Here is a 15,312-nt window from a genome sequence, read left to right as displayed (position 1 = left end):
TTTCAGGCGTCGGGTGCAACCTTGTGGTTGGCCAGGGCCTCGATGGCTTTCACCAGGGCCGAGTGGTCGGCCTGGTCGTGGCCCAGGGCGGCGCAGGCCTGCATCAGCTGTGCGGCGTTGGCGGTCTGTGGCAGGGCCATCTTGAGCGACTTGGCGCCCTGCAGGGCCAGGTTCAGGTCCTTCTGGTGCAGCGCGATGCGGAAGCCCGGGTTGAAGGTGCGCTTGACCATGCGCTCGCCGTGCACTTCGAGAATGCGCGAGGCGGCGAAGCCGCCCATCAGGGCCGCACGCACCTTGGCCGGATCGGCGCCGGCCTTCGACGCGAACACCAGGGCTTCGCTGACGGCCGCGATGTTCAGCGCCACGATGATCTGATTGGCCACCTTGGTGGTCTGGCCGTCGCCGTTGCCGCCGATCAGGTTGATGTTCTTGCCCATCAGGTCGAACAGGGGCTTGACGCGTTCGAACACGGCGGGTTCGCCGCCGACCATGATGGTCAGGCTGGCGGCCTTGGCGCCTACTTCACCGCCGGACACCGGCGCGTCGAGGTAGTCGCAGCCGAGTTCGTTGATCTTCCTGGCGAAACCCTTGGTGGCCATCGGGTCGATGGAACTCATGTCCACCACCACCTTGCCCTTGGACAGGCCCTTGGCGATGCCGTTCTCGCCGAACAGCACCTTCTCCACGTCGGGGGTGTCGGGCACCATGGTGAAGACGATGTCGGCGCGTTCGGCCACGCCGGTAGGCGTGGTGCACACGGTGGCGCCGGCGTCCACCAACTCCTGCGGCACCTTGCTGCGGGTGTTGACGAACAGCACGTGGCCGCCCTTGATGAGGTTCATCACCATGGGGGTGCCCATGATGCCCAGGCCGATGAAGCCGAGTTTCAGTCCGGATTTGTTCATGTTCAGATTCCTTTGATCCGTTCGCCCTGAGCCTGTCGAAGAGCTTCGACAGGCTCAGCCTGAACGGTGATTTTCTTAAGTCAAGGCCTTGATCCAGCCCAGGCCTTCCGCCGTCTTGGTGCGGGGCTTGTACTCGCAGCCGATCCAGCCGGTGTAGCCGATGGCGTCGAGGTGGCGGAACAGGAAAGGATAGTTGATTTCGCCGGTGCCCGGTTCGTTGCGGCCCGGGTTGTCGGCCAGCTGGATGTGGCCGATGCGCGGCAGGTAGGCCTGCGCGGTGGCGGCCAGTTCGCCTTCCATGCGCTGGGCGTGGTAGATGTCGTACTGGATCCAGAGGTTGTCGCTGCCCACGGCGTCCAGGACGGCCGCGGCCTGGGCCGTGGTGTTCAGGAAGAAGCCGGGGATGTCGTAGCTGTTGATCGGCTCGATCAGCAGGCGCAGGCCGGCGGCCTTGAGCTGGTCGGCGGCGAACTTCAGGTTGGCCACGAAGGTGGCCAGAGCCTGCTCGCGGCTCACGCCCGCGGGCAGCTTGCCGGCCAGGCAGTTGACCTGCGGGCAGCCCAGGGCCTGTGCGTACGCTATGGCCTGGTCCACGCCTTTGCGGAATTCCTCCACACGGTCAGGGTGGCAGGCGATGCCGCGCTCGCCGCCGTCCCAGTTGCCGGCCGGCAGGTTGTGCAGCACCTGCTTGAGGCCGTGGGTCTTGAGCAGGCCGGCCAGTTCGTTCTTGTCGTAGGCGTAGGGGAACAGGTATTCCACCGCCTCGAAGCCGGCCGCCTTGGCTGCCGCGAAGCGCTCCAGGAAGGGCACTTCGTTGAACAGCATGGTCAGGTTGGCTGCAAATTTGGGCATCTTTTTACTCCATCCATATCAAAGAGGGCCGGCATTGCCGGCCCCGGGTTCTCAGGCTCTCAGGTTCAGGCCGGCGCGCCGACGCGACGGTTTTCCGTTTCCTCGAACTCGATGATATTGTCAATCTCGGTGCCCATGGCAATGTTCGTCACGCGCTCCAGGATGACCTCGATCACCACCGGCACGCTGAACTGCGCCATCAGCTCTTCCGCCTGCGCGATGGCCGGGGCCAGTTCGGCCGGGCTGTGCACGCGGATGGCCTTGCAGCCCAGGCCCTCGACCACCTTGACGTGGTCCACACCATAACCCTGGGCCACCGGGTCGCCCTGGGTGTTGATGTTCTCGAAGGCCAGCTGCACGCAGTAGTCCATCTCGAAACCGCGCTGGGCCTGGCGGATCAGGCCGAGGTAGGAGTTGTTCACAACGACGTGGATGTAGGGCAGCTTGAACTGCGCGCCCACGGCCAGCTCTTCGATCATGAACTGGAAGTCGTAGTCACCCGACAGGGCCACGATCTTGCGGCTCGGGTCGGCGGCGCGCACGCCCAGGGCGGCGGGCACGGTCCAGCCCAGCGGGCCGGCCTGGCCGCAGTTGATCCAGTGGCGGGGCTTGTAGACGTGCAGCATCTGCGCGCCGGCGATCTGCGACAGGCCGATGGTGCTCACGTAGCAGACGTCCTTGCCGAAGGCCTCGACCATGCCCTGGTAGACGCGTTGCGGTTTCATGGGCACGTTGTCGAAGTCGGTCTTGCGGTGCAGGGTGGCCTTGCGCTCCAGGCATTCGTCGGACCAGGTCCTGCGGTCGGCCAGCTTGCCGGCGGCCTTCCATTCCTTGGCAACCTGCACGAAGAGTTCCAGCGCGATCTTGGCGTCGGAGGCGATGCCGTAGTCGGGCGAGAAGACGCGGCCGATCTGGGTGGGCTCGATATCCACATGTACGAACTTGCGGCCCTTGGTGTAGACCTCGACCGAACCGGTGTGGCGGTTGGCCCAGCGGTTGCCGATGCCCAGCACGAAATCGGAAGCCAGCATGGTGGCGTTGCCGTAGCGGTGGCTGGTCTGCAGTCCGCACATGCCGGCCATCAGCGGGTGGTCGTCGGGAATGGCGCCCCAGCCCATCAGGGTGGGGATGACGGGTACGCCGGTGATCTCGGCGAACTGCACCAGCAGGTCGGAGGCGTCGGCGTTGATGATGCCGCCACCGGCCACGATCAGCGGGCGGGCCGATTCATTGAGCATGGTCAGGGCCTTCTCGGCCTGGGCGCGCGTGGCGGCCGGCTTGTAGACCGGCAGCGGGGCGTAGGTGTCGGGATCGAATTCGATCTCGGCCATCTGCACGTCGAAGGGCAGGTCGATCAGCACCGGGCCCGGGCGGCCCGAGCGCATCAGGTGGAAGGCCTGCTGGAAGGTGCGCGGCACCTGGGCCGGCTCGCGCACGGTGACGGACCACTTGGTCACGGGCTTGGAGATCGACTCGATGTCCACGGCCTGGAAGTCTTCCTTGTACAGACGGGCGCGCGGGGCCTGGCCGGTGATGCACAGGATCGGGATCGAGTCGGCCTGGGCCGAGTACAGGCCGGTGATCATGTCGGTGCCGGCCGGGCCCGAGGTGCCGATGCACACGCCGATGTTGCCGGGGTTGGCGCGGGTGTAGCCCTCGGCCATGTGCGAGGCGCCTTCCACGTGGCGCGCCAGGATGTGGCCGATGGTGCCCTGCTTGCGCAGCGCGGCATAGAGCGGGTTGATGGCGGCGCCGGGGACACCGAAGGCCTGCGTGATGCCTTCCTTCTCCAGCACCCAGACGGCGGCTTCGATGGCTTTCATTTTGGCCATGGGGAGTTCTCCTTGAATATCAAAATCGATGACGGACTGTAAAAATTCCCGGGCACTTGCGGAAGACGGCTGGAGTCCATAACATCTATTCCATATCGGAATGGATAAGGCGAAAGCGATGGATCGATTGCAGGCGATGGAGGTGTATGTGCGGGTGGTGGAAACCGGCAGCTTCTCGAAGGCGGCCAAGGAGTTTTCCATCACCCAGCCCACGGTGACCAAGCTGGTTGCGGCGATCGAGGAGCGCCTCAAGGTGCGCCTGCTCAACCGCAACACGCGCGGTGTCAGCGTCACCGAGTCGGGGGCGCTCTACTACGAAAAGTGCAAGGTCATCGTGCGCGAGTCGGACGAAGCCGACAACATCGTGCGCCTGCGCCAGACCCAGGCCCAGGGCCTGCTGCGCATCGGCACCTCGGTGGCTTTCGGGCGGCGTGTGGTCACGCCGCTGGCGCTCGAGTTCATGGCCAAGCACCCGCAGGTGCAGATCGACCTGAGCTTCGAGGACCGCTACACCGACCTGGTGGCCCACGGCATCGACCTGGCGATTCGCATGGGCAAGCTGGCCGATTCCACGCTGGGCGCGCGTTTCCTGGGCATCAACCCCTGGCTCATGGTGGCCTCACCCAAATACCTGCGCAGGCAGGGCAGCCCGAAGCAGGCCGCCGACCTGAGTCGCCACCCGGCCCTGATCTACAGCAGCGTGCTCGGTGACGACGTCTGGCGCATGACCACGCCCAAGGGCGATGCGGTGACGGTGCCGGTGGCCGGGCGTCTGCGCTCCAACAACCTCTCGGCGGTGCTGGCGGCAGCGCGCAATGGTTACGGCATCGCGGCCATGCCGCGCTACGTGGCCAGCGACTCGCTGAAATCGGGCCATGTGGTGGAAGTGCTCAAGGGGCATGGCCTGCCCGAGCAGGAGATCCACGCCGTGTTTCCCTCACCCAAGCTGGTGCCCGGCAAGGTGATGGCCTTCATCGCCTACCTGCAGTCGCGCCTGGGGGAGCGGTGGTGGGACAACCTCCCCAAGGCCTGAAATTGGCTTACTGGCTGCCTGCAGCAGAGGGGCCGGAAACCAGTCGCACGGAGTGCGGGTGCGGCGGCATGGGGCGGCGCGGCTGACCCTCGGGGCCCTGGCCTTCGCTCAGGGTGTGCAGCTGGAAGTTGCCGCTGACGTCCCACAGCCAGGTTTCGATATAGGTCGCACTGCCCATGCGCACGGGCGCCGGGAAGGGCGCGGCCTGGCGCACGGTGCGCTCGATCTCGGCCACGACCTCGGGGGCATGTTCGGGCGCGCGCATCCAGTTCAGCGCTTGCAGGTTGCCGCGGCTGTCCACCTGGATCTCCAGCACGCCGATGGCGTAGAGGAAGTGCGGCATCACGCCCTTGAAGATGCGCGCGGTGTTCTTGTCGTAGAGGTGGTAGGCCGCGTCGAGCCGGTAGTCGATGGGGCTGTCGGCCGTGGAGACGGGGCCCATGGGCAGGGGGGGACGCACCGGCTGGGTGATCACGGGGGCGACGGGGGCCGGTGCGCTGGCCGTGGGGGGAGGTGCCGTGACGCAGCCGGCCAGCAGGGCCGTCAGCACAAGCGCGCCGATGGCGGGCAGGAAATGGCGAAAGTTCTGGTTCAGGCGCATGAAATGGGGTCCGACCGGACCCGTTTTTCCAACGGGTCCTGGTCTGCAGGCAGTGATGCGGCAACTGTGCCACAAATGTGAGCAACTGTTACGGGTCCGGGGCTGCCGACGCCCGTTTCCAGGCCGGCCTGCCCGGCTTTGTGCCGGCCGTGCAACAACTCTGCCCGCCACGGCGGCCCGGTTACCGCCGGGTTACGGCGTCACAATGGCGGCTGGAGACAAGCATGAGCCACCCCGATCCCCGCACCCAGCCCCGCGAATTCCTCACGCATCTGTACCAGGCCGCCGTGCGACGCGCCCTGCCCCTGCACAACACGGCAGCCTTCCTGCCCCCACCGCCCAAGGGCCGCACCGTTGTCATCGGCGCCGGCAAGGCGGGCGGCGCCATGGCGCAGGCGGTAGAGACCCTGTGGCCCATCGAAGCGCCGCTCTCGGGCCTGGTCGTCACGCGTTACCACCACACGCCGCCGCGCCCGGCCGGTCTGTCGCAACGCATCGAGGTGATCGAGGCCTCGCATCCGGTTCCTGATGCGGCCGGCCTGCTCGCTTCGCAGCGCATCCTGCGGCTCGTGCAGGGCCTGACGAAGGACGACCTCGTGCTCTGCCTGATCTCGGGTGGCGGCTCGGCCCTGCTGACCCTGCCGGCCGAAGGCCTGGCGCTGGAGGACAAACAACGCATCAACAAGGCCCTGCTGGCCAGCGGCGCCAATATCGGCGAGATGAACTGCGTGCGCAAGCACCTCTCGCGCATCAAGGGCGGGCGCCTGGCCGCGGCCTGCGCGCCGGCCCAGGTGGTGACGCTGACCATCAGCGACGTGCCGGGCGACGACCCCTCGGTGATTGCCAGCGGCCCCACCGTGCCCGACGCCACCACCTGCGCCGATGCCCTGTCCATCCTGAAGCGCTACAGGATCGACGTACCCGCGCCCGTCCTGGCCGCGCTGGAACGGGGTGAGCTGGAAACGCCCAAGCCCGGCAGCCCCATCTTCAAGGGCCAGCCCGTGCACATGGTTGCCACGCCCCAGCAGTCGCTGGAGGCCGCGGCCGAGGCGGCGCGCGCCGCGGGCCTGAACGCCTACATCCTCAGTGACGAACTCGAAGGCGAGTCGCGCGAGGTGGGCAAGGTGCATGCGGCCCTGGCGCGTGCCGTGGCCCGCCGTGGGCAACCCTTTGCCAAACCCTGCGTCATCCTCAGCGGCGGCGAGACCACGGTGACGGTGCGCCCGGTGCCGGACGGCGAGCAACGCGGCAAGGGTGGCCGTGCCGGCGAGTTCTGCCTGGGCCTGGCCCTGGCCTTGCAGGGCCAGGCCGGTGTCTGGGCCCTGGCGGCAGATACGGACGGCATCGATGGCATGGAAGAGAACGCCGGCGCCTGGGTCGAACCCGGCACGCTGGCGCGGGCCCAGGCGCAGGGCATGAAGGTGGAGCGTTACCTGGACCGCAACGACGCCTATGGCTACTTCCAGGCCCTGGGCGATCTGGTGGTGACCGGGCCCACCCACACCAATGTGAACGATTTCCGGGCCCTGCTTGTTGTGTAGGTCTGGGCGATCGGTTTTCGTGCGCGGTCTTTGACTTGGCTCAAGACCGGCAGCGGTCGGGGGCGGCACAGTGGCTGCCATGCTGCCACCCGAATTCATGGCCTCGAGTGCCGAACGCCGCAAGGCTGCGGCCGGCACGGTGCTGCTCAAGCGCGGCAGCACGCCAGCCGCCGTGATCTATGTGGAGTCCGGCCGGGTGGCGCTGGGGGTGCTGGAGGACCAGAGCCTCGCGCACCAGCTCGGCGAGATCCAGGGCCCTTCCTGGCTGGAGGTCACGGGGGCGGTGCTGGGCCTGTCCAGCGCGGTGGATGCCGTGGCTGAAACCGATGTCCAGCTGCGTCGTATTCCCCTGGCGCGTTTCCGGCAGTCGCTGGCGGCCATGCCGGCCGCCGCACGCACCGTGCTGCAGGACGTGGCCAGCGCGCACCGGCGCCAGACCGAACTGGCCGTGAGCCGCCTGGCCAAGGGCGCCGAGGCGCGCTGCGCCGAATGGCTGCTGCGCCACGCGCAGCCCGGCGAGCAGGGCGCGCTGGCCGTGCCGCTCGAACAGCGCAAGCGCCTCATCGCCGCGCAACTGGGCATCGCCCCCGAGACGCTGTCGCGCGTGCTGCGGCATCTGCGCGAACGCAGCCTGATCAGCGGCAAGGGGCGCGTGCTCCATGTGCTGGACCCGGGCGGTCTGCGCAGCCTTGCTGGAGGCTGAGGGCGCCGGCATGGCGGGTGACGGTGGCGTCACGCGGGCCGGGGCGAGCGCCGGCCGAGCCAGTGCCAAGCCCGTGGTATCAGCTGCGATACGGCAAGCAAACGCGGTAGGCTGTGCAGCACCGGGCGTGGACCATAGCCGACCAGCAGTGCCAGGGCGGCCAGCAGCGAGACCGGATGCCGGCCCAACCACAGCGCACCGGCGCGCAGCCGATCGACCCATGCCAGCGGCGACCGGAGCACCTGGCCCTGAGCCGTCAGAGTGATGCGCAAGGCGGCGCTGCGCAGTAGAAGTTGCTGCTGTCGGCGCAGCAGCACCTTGCGATGGCGGCGATGCATCCTTACTCTCCAGCGCCCAGCCCGGGGCGATCGCGGCCGAGCTCGGCTACGCTGCTGCTGAACAGGCCCCCGGGTTGACGTAGACGCGTGTGGGCCACGGACAGCAGCCCGCCCCCGGCGCCCAGCAGCAGCAGGCTCAGTCCGCCCAGCGCCTGCAGGCGGTAGCTGTCCCAGAACAGCACGACGATGAATGTCACCAGCAGCAGCGCCGCCAGGCCCAGCAGCATCAAGGCCAGGCCGGCCCAGAGCAGGCCATCGAAGAGGCGCAGCTTTTCCTGCTCGATCTCGTTGCTGATCAGGGCAAGCCGGTTCTGCACCGACGCCAGCACCGTGTCCAGCAACTGACGTACGGAGGCGAACAGACCCTGGCTCTTTCCGGTGTCGCTCATGTCGCGCGCTCAGTGACGGCGGGCGATCACCAGGCCCAGGATCAGCCCCAGGGCGGCGCTGACGCCGATCGACGCCCAGGGGTTCTGATGCACGAACTCGTCGGTGGCATCGCCGGCCGCCTTGACCCGAATGAGGGTGGCCTCCTGCAGCTTGCCCAGCTCGACCTGTGCGGCCTGCAGGCGGCCCTGGATCCGTCGACGGACCTCGGCGACGCTGTCGCTGGCCCCGTCGGCCGTCACGTGCAGCAACTCTTCGGCATCGGTGATCACCTGCCGGAGATCATCGATCAATCCATCTTTTTTGGGGACGATGGTTTTAGGCATATCTATATTCCTTGAAGCGGGTCAGGGTATCCGACCCATGGTCTGTACGGGGCTGCGGTTCGGTCAGTAGAGGTAGCGCACACCCAGTGAAAGGTTGTTGATCCGGTTCCGGTCGCCGCCGGCGAACTTCAGGTTGTAGTCGTCGTACTGAAGCACGGCAGACCACTGGCGGGCGAAGGCAAATTCCAACCCCGCGCCATAGGTCCAGTCCAGTCCGCTCTCGTTGCCGCTGGTGATGCCGGAGCCCGGCCCTGAGGACACATCGGTGCGGGCATAGATCCCGCCCACCTTGCCCAGAAGGTTGAAGGAGCTGCCGATCGGCATGCGGCCGATCAGGTTCAGATGGATGCCGTGGGCCTTGGTGCCGCCGCCGCCCCGCTCGACATCGCCGAAGTTGATGTAGCCCAACTCCATGCCCAGGTTGCTGTCGCGGAAATAGCTGCCCATGGCGATGCCGTACGCCCTGTTGCGGTGATCCGAGCCATAGAGGCCGGTGCCGTTGTCGAGCTTGAAGTCTGTTCGACCGACGTTCACGCCGAGGTAGCTGTTGCCAGCGTTGTAGGCGCTGTTCTGCGCCGAGGCACCGGTGGCCAGGGCCAGTGAGGCCAGGGCCAGGCTGGAGAGAAGAATGCGTGCTGGGTTCATGGTGAATCCTTGGGTTGATCAGCCGATGGTCCGGGTGGATGTCCCGCGGGGCCTGCATGACAGCCGGGCCATCCCGGCTGTCATGCAGGCCTGACCTTAGGGCCGGGAGGGCCCCGTGACGGTGCGCAGACGCACATAGGGCCTGTAGACGCACCAAACCTTCATTTCCGGCCTCTGCTGTCGTTTTTCGACCCGGTCCGTACGCCTGTGCGCCAGGACACAGACAGCTTGCGCAGGCAGCGGGCATCTCATGCTTTCAACCGGGCCAGGCGCGCTGGTGAGGGTTGGTGTGCTGTTGAGCCCCTCGCGCAGGCGGCTAATCGCAGGCGGCTAATGTGCGGTAGCGAACAGGAACCACCATTGGTATGCCCTTATCGTGCTGTTTCGCGGGATGCTCGTTCCAGGCCGCAATGGATCTGCCGGCGGACAGGACAGCAAACCATTGGAAAAACAGATCGCGGGCTCGAGCGCCGGCAGGGAAGGTGAGGAAGTTCGATGATCACGCTGAGTCCAAGGACGGAGACATCATTTCCCGGGGCGATGCCGCGCGGCACACCTGCAAATCTTGCACCGAGTGCACGCAATCACCTGCTGGCGGCCTTGCCGCTGGAGACCTGCCATCCCTGGCTGTCCGAGCTGGACCTGGTCGACATGCCGCTGGGCCAGGTCCTGCACGAGCCGGGCCGGGCCCAGCCTTACATCTACTTTCCCACCACGGCGATCGTCTCGCTGCTGCACGTAACGATGGACGGATCATCCGCCGAAAGCGCGGTCGTCGGCTCGGAGGGCATCGTCGGCGTTTCAATGTTCATGGGGGGGGGAGCTTACCCAACCAGGCGGTGGTCCAGAGTGCCGGGTGGGGTTGTCGCCTTCGGGCCCATGCGCTCAAGGAGCTGTTCAGCAACTCCCTGGTCGGCCGGCGACTGCTGCTGCGCTATGCGCAGGCCCTGATGACACAGGTGTCCCAGACGGCGGTCTGCAATCGCCACCACAGTCTGGACGAGCAGCTCTGCCGTTGGCTGCTGATGCGGCTGGACCGCCTGCCGGGCCAGCACATCCAGGTGACGCAGGCGCAGATTTCCAGCATGCTGGGGGTGCGCCGCGAAGGGGTGACCGAGCATGCGCACAAGCTGCAGAGCGTCGGCCTCATCCGCTACGCACGTGGACACATCGAGGTGCTGGACCGCGTGGGGCTGGAGCAGCGCGTCTGCGAGTGCTATCTCGTGGTCAAGAAGGAGTACGACCGCCTGCTGCACGCTCCGGTGGGAGGCTAGGTAGGCCGGGGCGCTGGCCCCGGCCTGGCGCGCGGTGCTTGGGGCCTGCCGGTTGCAGGCCTCAACGCATGCGGCTTCGACTCAACGCGCGGGGATCGGACGGCTGTCGTTGGAGAGGATGATCTCCACGCGCCGGTTCAGCTGTCGGCCACTGACCGAGGTGTTGGCCGCGACCGGATGGGACTCACCATACCCGCGGGTGGCGATGCGCTGGGGATTGACACCCTGGTCGACCAGGGCCGCGCGCACCGCCTCGCTGCGTCGACTGGAGAGATCCAGGTTGCCGGCCTCGCTGCCGGTGCTGTCGGTGTAACCCTCGATCAGCACATGACGCTGCGGGTAGCGCTGGAGGAAGTCCGCCAGCTTGTCGACGTTGCGCAGGTTATCGGCTTTGAGGGTGGCCTGGCCGCTGCCGAACAGCACATCGCCTAGGGTAATGACCCAGCCGCGCGGTGTGGCTTGGGCATTCAGTTCCTTGACTTGTTCCTGGAGTTCGCGGTTGCGCAGATCGGCGGCCCGGGTCTGCTCTTCTGCCGTCCGCGCCTGGTCCTGGGCATTCCGCGTCTGGTCCTGCGCCGCCAGGGTCTGTTGCCGGGCGGCATCCGCTTCGCGGGTACGGGCTTCGAGCTGGATGCGGTCGCGCACGGCATTGGCTTCGTTCACGCGTTGCTCGGCCGCCTTTTGCCGACCGACCTCCTGCGCGATGGTCGCGCGCTGGCCGGCCAGGTAAGCCAGGTGGTTGACGGTGGCCTCAGGCTCGCGAGCCGCCTCGGCCTGGTTGGCGCGTTGCATGGCGGTATCCGCAAGCTGCAGTTCGCTGGCGGCCAGGGACGCGGTTTGCGGGTTGTCGCGAGCGGCTTGGTGCTCGCTGCGGGCCAGGGCTAGCGGGGTCTTGTCGGGTGGCAGCGTGCTGCAGGCGCTCAGGCCGGCCAGGGCGATTGCAGCCAGGGGAAAGGAGAGGAGGTGCTTCATAGGGAGCCTTGAGGGTGGGGATCAACGTTGATTGCGCCGGATTTCTTCACGCAGGATGCGATGGTCTTCCTGCAATGCGGCAGCCGCCTTCTCTGCCTTGGCGGCGCGCGTGCGGGTCACGGCCAGCTGGGCATCGGCCTGTGCCTGCTCGGACAGCATCAGGGCTTGCGAGTGGTCATGGGCACTCATCGCCACGCGGGCGCGGTCCAGCTTCTCGCGGGCCGCCCCCAGCTCGGCCGGTGCCAGTTCCGCGGCGCCTGCGCTCACGGCCTGGTCGATCGCAGCCGCGGCAACGGCCATCTGCGCGGTCGGCGGCGGTGGGCCCGAAGCGCAGGCGGCAAGCAGCAGCACCGCGCCGGCCATCCAGAGGGTCAGGCCGGGCCACGGCTTGGGAGTCGTGGGCTTGGGCGTCAAAAAAAGATTCATGGTGGGTCCTGTCATGCATGTGGAGAAGAATCGAGCGGGTCCCCACCCTGGGGATCGGGGGATGGCACAGCATGCGGGCCATGCCCTGGCGGGTCCGTGCGCCAGCGAACACAGGTGCTGCCTTGCTGCGCTCGGTGCCAAATGTGCGCTGGCGAACTGACCCCGTCGGGCCTGCACCTTAAGGTCGGGCCTCGGTCGATCACGCCGGTCGACCTCCGAGGAAAGGAAGCGATGCACATGCATGCCAGTTTCGAATCAACCGTCGTCGGTGCCCTGTCCGCCGTCAGCCAGGAATCCGCCTTGTTCCCCCGGCAGGGCAATCAGCCTCTCGCCCACAAGGCGGCAGAGGGTGTGCCATGGCGCAAGCAGGTCATCAGCCTGCTCAAGGACTCACTCATCAAGGAGCTGTTGTGCGTGGTGCGCTACAACCACCTCTCGGCTGACACCTGCATGCAGCCCCTGCTGAGCGCCGAGTTTCTGCTCCATGCGCACGAGGAGCTGGCCCATGCATACAGGCTGGCCCACCATATCGTCGAGCTGGGCGGCGAGCTGGAGTATTCGCCCCGTCTGCTGATGCGCATGGGGCGTGCGACCCACGATCACCACAAGGACCTCACATCTATGATCTCGGCCAATCTGAGCTCGCAGTGCCGGATCATCTTCAGGTACAACGAAATCATGTCGCAGATCGACATGCAGGACATCGCCACACGTCACATGCTGGAAGGCATCGTGAAAGAAGAGCGCGAGCATGCCGAAGAGCTGATGTCCTGGCTCGTCAACTGAGATCCGGCAACGCCTTGCGAGATCTCTCATCTCATCATCGAAGGAAATTTTTATGAAACATCAGAACACGGTGGCTGTCAAGATTGTCGCGACCACTCTGGCTATGCTGCTGGCCTCCGGTTGTGCCGTCACCCGGGATCAGCAGACGGTCGGAGCTTACATCGACGACTCGGCCATCACCTCGTCCATCAAGACGCGTTTTGTCGACAACAAGCAGGTCGATGCATCGAGCATCCGGGTTGAAACCCTGAATGGCACTGTCCAGCTCTCGGGTTTCGCCAAGAATGCGACAGAAAAGTCCACCGCAGAGAGCATTGCTCGCAGCGTCAAAGGCGTGACCTCGGTCCGTAACGAGATCGTCGTCCGGCCCTGAGTTTTCGTCGGCATGCAGAGAAATTTTTGTCACACAGCAAGGAGTTGATATGAACTGGGATCGTATTGAAGGCAACTGGAAGCAACTCAGTGGCAAAGTCAAGGAACAATGGGGAAAACTAACCGACGACGATCTGGACGTGATCGCCGGCCGGCGCGAGCAACTGGCCGGGAAAATCCAGGAACAGTATGGACTCGCCTCGGACGTGGCGGAAAAGGAACTGGCCGACTGGCGACGCAAGGCCAGCGAGTCGTGGATCGATAGGGGGAAAAAGTAGGCCGGCCTCTTGGTTTCCCTGCATACTCTTATGTGCTGTAGCGCACAGAGTGAACGCCACACCCTGTCTATACTGTAAACCGTTTCGGCTCCGAGTCTGAGGTTTGAGGATAGCAGGGAAGGTGAACGCTTGATCAAGAACCCGCATGACCCGCGATGCAATCAGCTACTGGCTGCTCTGCCCGTGGAGGAATGGCAGCGCTGGTTGCCGCAGCTTGAGCCTGTGGAGCTGAAGCTTGGGCAGGTGCTGTTCGAGTCTGGCAGCGCGCAGCGTTATGTGTACTTCCCGACCTCGGCTATCGTCTCCTTGCTGTACGTGACGGAGAACGGCTCGTCGGCCGAAATCGCCATCGTAGGCTTCGAGGGTATCGTCGGCATTGCGCTGTTCCTGGGCGGCGAGACGTCGCCGAGCCGGGCCGTGGTGCAGAGCGCGGGACAGGGCTTTCGCCTCCGGGCCCACGTCATCAAGGAAGAGTTCGGTAGTTCCCTGCCCGTCATGTATCTGTTGCTGCGCTATGCCCAGGCGCTCATCACCCAGATCTCCCAGACTGCGGTCTGCAACCGGCACCACTCGGTGCAGCAGCAGCTGTGCCGCTGGCTGCTGATGAGTCTGGACCGCTTGCCGGGCAACGACCTGCGCATGACCCAGGAGCTGATCTCCAACATGCTGGGCGTGCGGCGCGAGGGCGTGACCGAAAACGCCAACAAGCTGCAGCAGGCAGGCCTGATCCGCTACTCACGCGGTCATATCGAGGTGCTGGACCGCCCCGGGTTGGAGCAGGTCGTCTGCGAGTGCTACAGCGTCGTCAAGAAGGAATACGACCGTCTGCTGCCCTCCGTGGTGGCGATCTGACGGTCCGCAGGGCGCTGCCCGCCCGAAGGCAGGCGCCATAAATCGCCGGCCTATGTGTGCTGCAAGACAGTCACCCGCCAGATCGGCCTGCAAACTGTGCTGCTGAGCCAGGGTCTTGGATGGGGCGTTCGACGGTGCGCGTGTCGATGACCCTCGCCGGGTTTTCAACCTCACGAAAGTCAGCATGACAAGCTCCGGAAACCATCTGCTTCAATCCCTGCCGCGTAAGGATCGGGCCCATCTTCTGGCCGAATGCCAGTCGGTCGAGATGAAACTCGCGGAGGTGCTTTGCGAGTCCGGCGAACCGATACGCCACGTCTACTTCCCGGTCGACTGTTTCTTCTCCTTTGTCGCCCTCAATGAAGGCATGCCCAGCCTGGAGATCGGCATGGTGGGCAGCGAGGGCATGCTGGGTGAGCAACTGCTGCTCGGCGAGCGGGCGGCGCCTTTTCACGCGTTGGTGCAGGGACCTGGCAGGGCTTGGAGGATGAAGAGCAGTCTCTTTCTGCGGCAGCTGCGCGAGAGCCTGCCCTTGCAGCGGGTGCTGAAGCGTTATCTGCACGTGCGATTTCTGCAGCTGGGCCAACTGGCGGTTTGCGTGCATTTCCACCAGGTCAATCCGCGACTGGCGCGCTGGCTGCTCATGAGCCAGGATCGCTCGCATGCCGACAGCTTTCACATGACGCATGAGTTCATGGCCTATCTGCTCGGCGTGCGCCGTGTCGGCATCACCAAGGCCGCTGGCAGCCTGCAGCGTGACGGGCTGATCGAGTACCGCCACGGGTTCATGTCGGTGCTGGATCGCCCCGGTCTGGAGGCCGCCGCCTGCAGCTGCTACGCCGAGGATGCCGCGGTCTACGACAGGCTGCTGCCCTGAACCCCGGCCGGGGTGTTGGATTCAGGGAGCGCATCGCGCCTGTGTGCGCAAGCGCACCGAAGGTTTGCGCGCGGGTGTCTAGGCTGGGGCCGTCAACCACCTGGAGTACACACCATGAGTCTCGGCACCATCCTGCTGATCATCCTGATCCTGATGCTGATCGGCGTCATCCCCACCTGGCCGCACAGCCGGAGCTGGGGCTATATGCCCAGCACGGTCCTGAGCGTTGTCGTGCTGGTGATCCTGGTGTTTCTGCTCATGGGGCGGATCTGAACTTCCGTAGAACTGCGTGGCGCACCCACCTTGGCACAC

At 65.8% G+C, this 15,312-nt stretch carries 19 protein-coding genes and 1 pseudogene; 10 read left to right on the top strand and 10 right to left on the bottom strand.

The annotated features are described in order from the left end of the window. Window positions 1-2: 2 nt before the first annotated feature. From glxR to gcl, 3 genes are all read right to left on the bottom strand, one after another. Window positions 3-905, bottom strand: coding sequence for a 2-hydroxy-3-oxopropionate reductase (gene glxR, locus ACYVH8_RS04225; RefSeq protein ID WP_460487636.1), 903 nt, complete (start codon window positions 903-905; stop codon window positions 3-5). Window positions 906-980: 75 nt separating this feature from the next. Continuing rightward, entirely contained in the window at window positions 981-1,757 is a 777-nt protein-coding gene (hyi, locus tag ACYVH8_RS04220; RefSeq protein ID WP_460487635.1) for a hydroxypyruvate isomerase, read from the bottom strand. Between the two features lie 65 nt (window positions 1,758-1,822). Beyond that, window positions 1,823-3,589: a glyoxylate carboligase gene (gene gcl / locus ACYVH8_RS04215; protein WP_460487634.1), complete on the bottom strand. Its 1,767-nt coding sequence runs from the start codon at window positions 3,587-3,589 to the stop codon at window positions 1,823-1,825. Window positions 3,590-3,707: 118 nt separating this feature from the next. Here gcl and ACYVH8_RS04210 point away from each other — a divergent pair, with 118 nt between their 5' ends. Then, on the top strand, window positions 3,708-4,622 hold the full coding sequence (locus tag ACYVH8_RS04210; protein WP_460487633.1) for a LysR family transcriptional regulator: 915 nt from the start codon (window positions 3,708-3,710) through the stop codon (window positions 4,620-4,622). Window positions 4,623-4,629: 7 nt separating this feature from the next. Here the strand turns inward: ACYVH8_RS04210 and ACYVH8_RS04205 are convergent, their stop codons facing one another. Further along, window positions 4,630-5,223 carry a hypothetical protein gene (locus ACYVH8_RS04205; RefSeq protein WP_460487632.1) on the bottom strand — a complete coding sequence of 198 codons (594 nt, stop codon included), beginning with the start codon at window positions 5,221-5,223 and terminating at the stop codon, window positions 4,630-4,632. Between the two features lie 224 nt (window positions 5,224-5,447). On the opposite strand from ACYVH8_RS04205, the gene ACYVH8_RS04200 reads away from it, so the two are divergent. Continuing rightward, entirely contained in the window at window positions 5,448-6,764 is a 1,317-nt protein-coding gene (locus ACYVH8_RS04200) for a glycerate kinase type-2 family protein (RefSeq protein ID WP_460487631.1), read from the top strand. A gap of 79 nt (window positions 6,765-6,843) precedes the next feature. After that, on the top strand, window positions 6,844-7,467 hold the full coding sequence (locus ACYVH8_RS04195; protein WP_460487630.1) for a Crp/Fnr family transcriptional regulator: 624 nt from the start codon (window positions 6,844-6,846) through the stop codon (window positions 7,465-7,467). Between the two features lie 29 nt (window positions 7,468-7,496). Here ACYVH8_RS04195 and ACYVH8_RS04190 read toward each other — a convergent pair whose 3' ends face one another. The 4 genes from ACYVH8_RS04190 to ACYVH8_RS04175 form a co-directional block, all read right to left on the bottom strand. Beyond that, the gene (locus ACYVH8_RS04190) at window positions 7,497-7,805 is read right to left on the bottom strand and encodes a YqjK family protein (RefSeq protein WP_460487629.1); all 309 of its coding nucleotides are present in this window, start codon (window positions 7,803-7,805) and stop codon (window positions 7,497-7,499) included. A gap of 2 nt (window positions 7,806-7,807) precedes the next feature. Further along, the gene (locus tag ACYVH8_RS04185) at window positions 7,808-8,194 is read right to left on the bottom strand and encodes a phage holin family protein (protein WP_460487628.1); all 387 of its coding nucleotides are present in this window, start codon (window positions 8,192-8,194) and stop codon (window positions 7,808-7,810) included. Window positions 8,195-8,203: 9 nt separating this feature from the next. Continuing rightward, entirely contained in the window at window positions 8,204-8,518 is a 315-nt protein-coding gene (locus ACYVH8_RS04180; protein WP_460487627.1) for an ElaB/YgaM/YqjD family protein, read from the bottom strand. A 63-nt stretch (window positions 8,519-8,581) separates the two neighbouring features. Then, complete coding sequence (locus ACYVH8_RS04175; RefSeq protein ID WP_460487626.1) at window positions 8,582-9,163, bottom strand: outer membrane beta-barrel protein; 582 nt, start codon at window positions 9,161-9,163, stop codon at window positions 8,582-8,584. Window positions 9,164-9,703: 540 nt separating this feature from the next. On the opposite strand from ACYVH8_RS04175, the pseudogene ACYVH8_RS04170 reads away from it, so the two are divergent. Further along, a pseudogene (locus tag ACYVH8_RS04170) lies at window positions 9,704-10,437 on the top strand (Crp/Fnr family transcriptional regulator). An 81-nt stretch (window positions 10,438-10,518) separates the two neighbouring features. Here the strand turns inward: ACYVH8_RS04170 and ACYVH8_RS04165 are convergent. Beyond that, on the bottom strand, window positions 10,519-11,409 hold the full coding sequence (locus ACYVH8_RS04165; RefSeq protein ID WP_460487625.1) for an OmpA family protein: 891 nt from the start codon (window positions 11,407-11,409) through the stop codon (window positions 10,519-10,521). 21 nt (window positions 11,410-11,430) lie between these two features. Then, window positions 11,431-11,835: a DUF4398 domain-containing protein gene (locus tag ACYVH8_RS04160; RefSeq protein WP_460487624.1), complete on the bottom strand. Its 405-nt coding sequence runs from the start codon at window positions 11,833-11,835 to the stop codon at window positions 11,431-11,433. Window positions 11,836-12,066: 231 nt separating this feature from the next. Between ACYVH8_RS04160 and ACYVH8_RS04155 the strand changes: the two genes are divergently transcribed. The 6 genes from ACYVH8_RS04155 to ACYVH8_RS04130 all read left to right on the top strand — a co-directional run bounded on the left by ACYVH8_RS04155 (window position 12,067) and on the right by ACYVH8_RS04130 (window position 15,273). Further along, window positions 12,067-12,621: a ferritin-like domain-containing protein gene (locus ACYVH8_RS04155; protein WP_460487623.1), complete on the top strand. Its 555-nt coding sequence runs from the start codon at window positions 12,067-12,069 to the stop codon at window positions 12,619-12,621. Window positions 12,622-12,673: 52 nt separating this feature from the next. Continuing rightward, on the top strand, window positions 12,674-12,994 hold the full coding sequence (locus tag ACYVH8_RS04150) for a BON domain-containing protein (RefSeq protein ID WP_460487622.1): 321 nt from the start codon (window positions 12,674-12,676) through the stop codon (window positions 12,992-12,994). 49 nt (window positions 12,995-13,043) lie between these two features. Then, a complete protein-coding gene (locus ACYVH8_RS04145) occupies window positions 13,044-13,271 on the top strand; it encodes a CsbD family protein (protein ID WP_460487621.1) in 228 nt (75 codons plus the stop codon). Window positions 13,272-13,448: 177 nt separating this feature from the next. Further along, window positions 13,449-14,123 (top strand): Crp/Fnr family transcriptional regulator, encoded by a 675-nt coding sequence (locus tag ACYVH8_RS04140; RefSeq protein ID WP_460487738.1) that lies wholly within the window; start codon window positions 13,449-13,451, stop codon window positions 14,121-14,123. A gap of 184 nt (window positions 14,124-14,307) precedes the next feature. Further along, window positions 14,308-15,000 carry a Crp/Fnr family transcriptional regulator gene (locus tag ACYVH8_RS04135; protein ID WP_460487620.1) on the top strand — a complete coding sequence of 231 codons (693 nt, stop codon included), beginning with the start codon at window positions 14,308-14,310 and terminating at the stop codon, window positions 14,998-15,000. 114 nt (window positions 15,001-15,114) lie between these two features. After that, window positions 15,115-15,273 (top strand): DUF3309 family protein, encoded by a 159-nt coding sequence (locus ACYVH8_RS04130; protein ID WP_460487619.1) that lies wholly within the window; start codon window positions 15,115-15,117, stop codon window positions 15,271-15,273. The last annotated feature ends 39 nt before the right edge of the window (window positions 15,274-15,312 follow it).

It is taken from the genome of Curvibacter fontanus, from assembly GCF_054780335.1.
The sequence above is the reverse complement of the archived record's forward strand: the minus strand, read 5'-3'. Positions and strand labels throughout refer to the sequence as shown.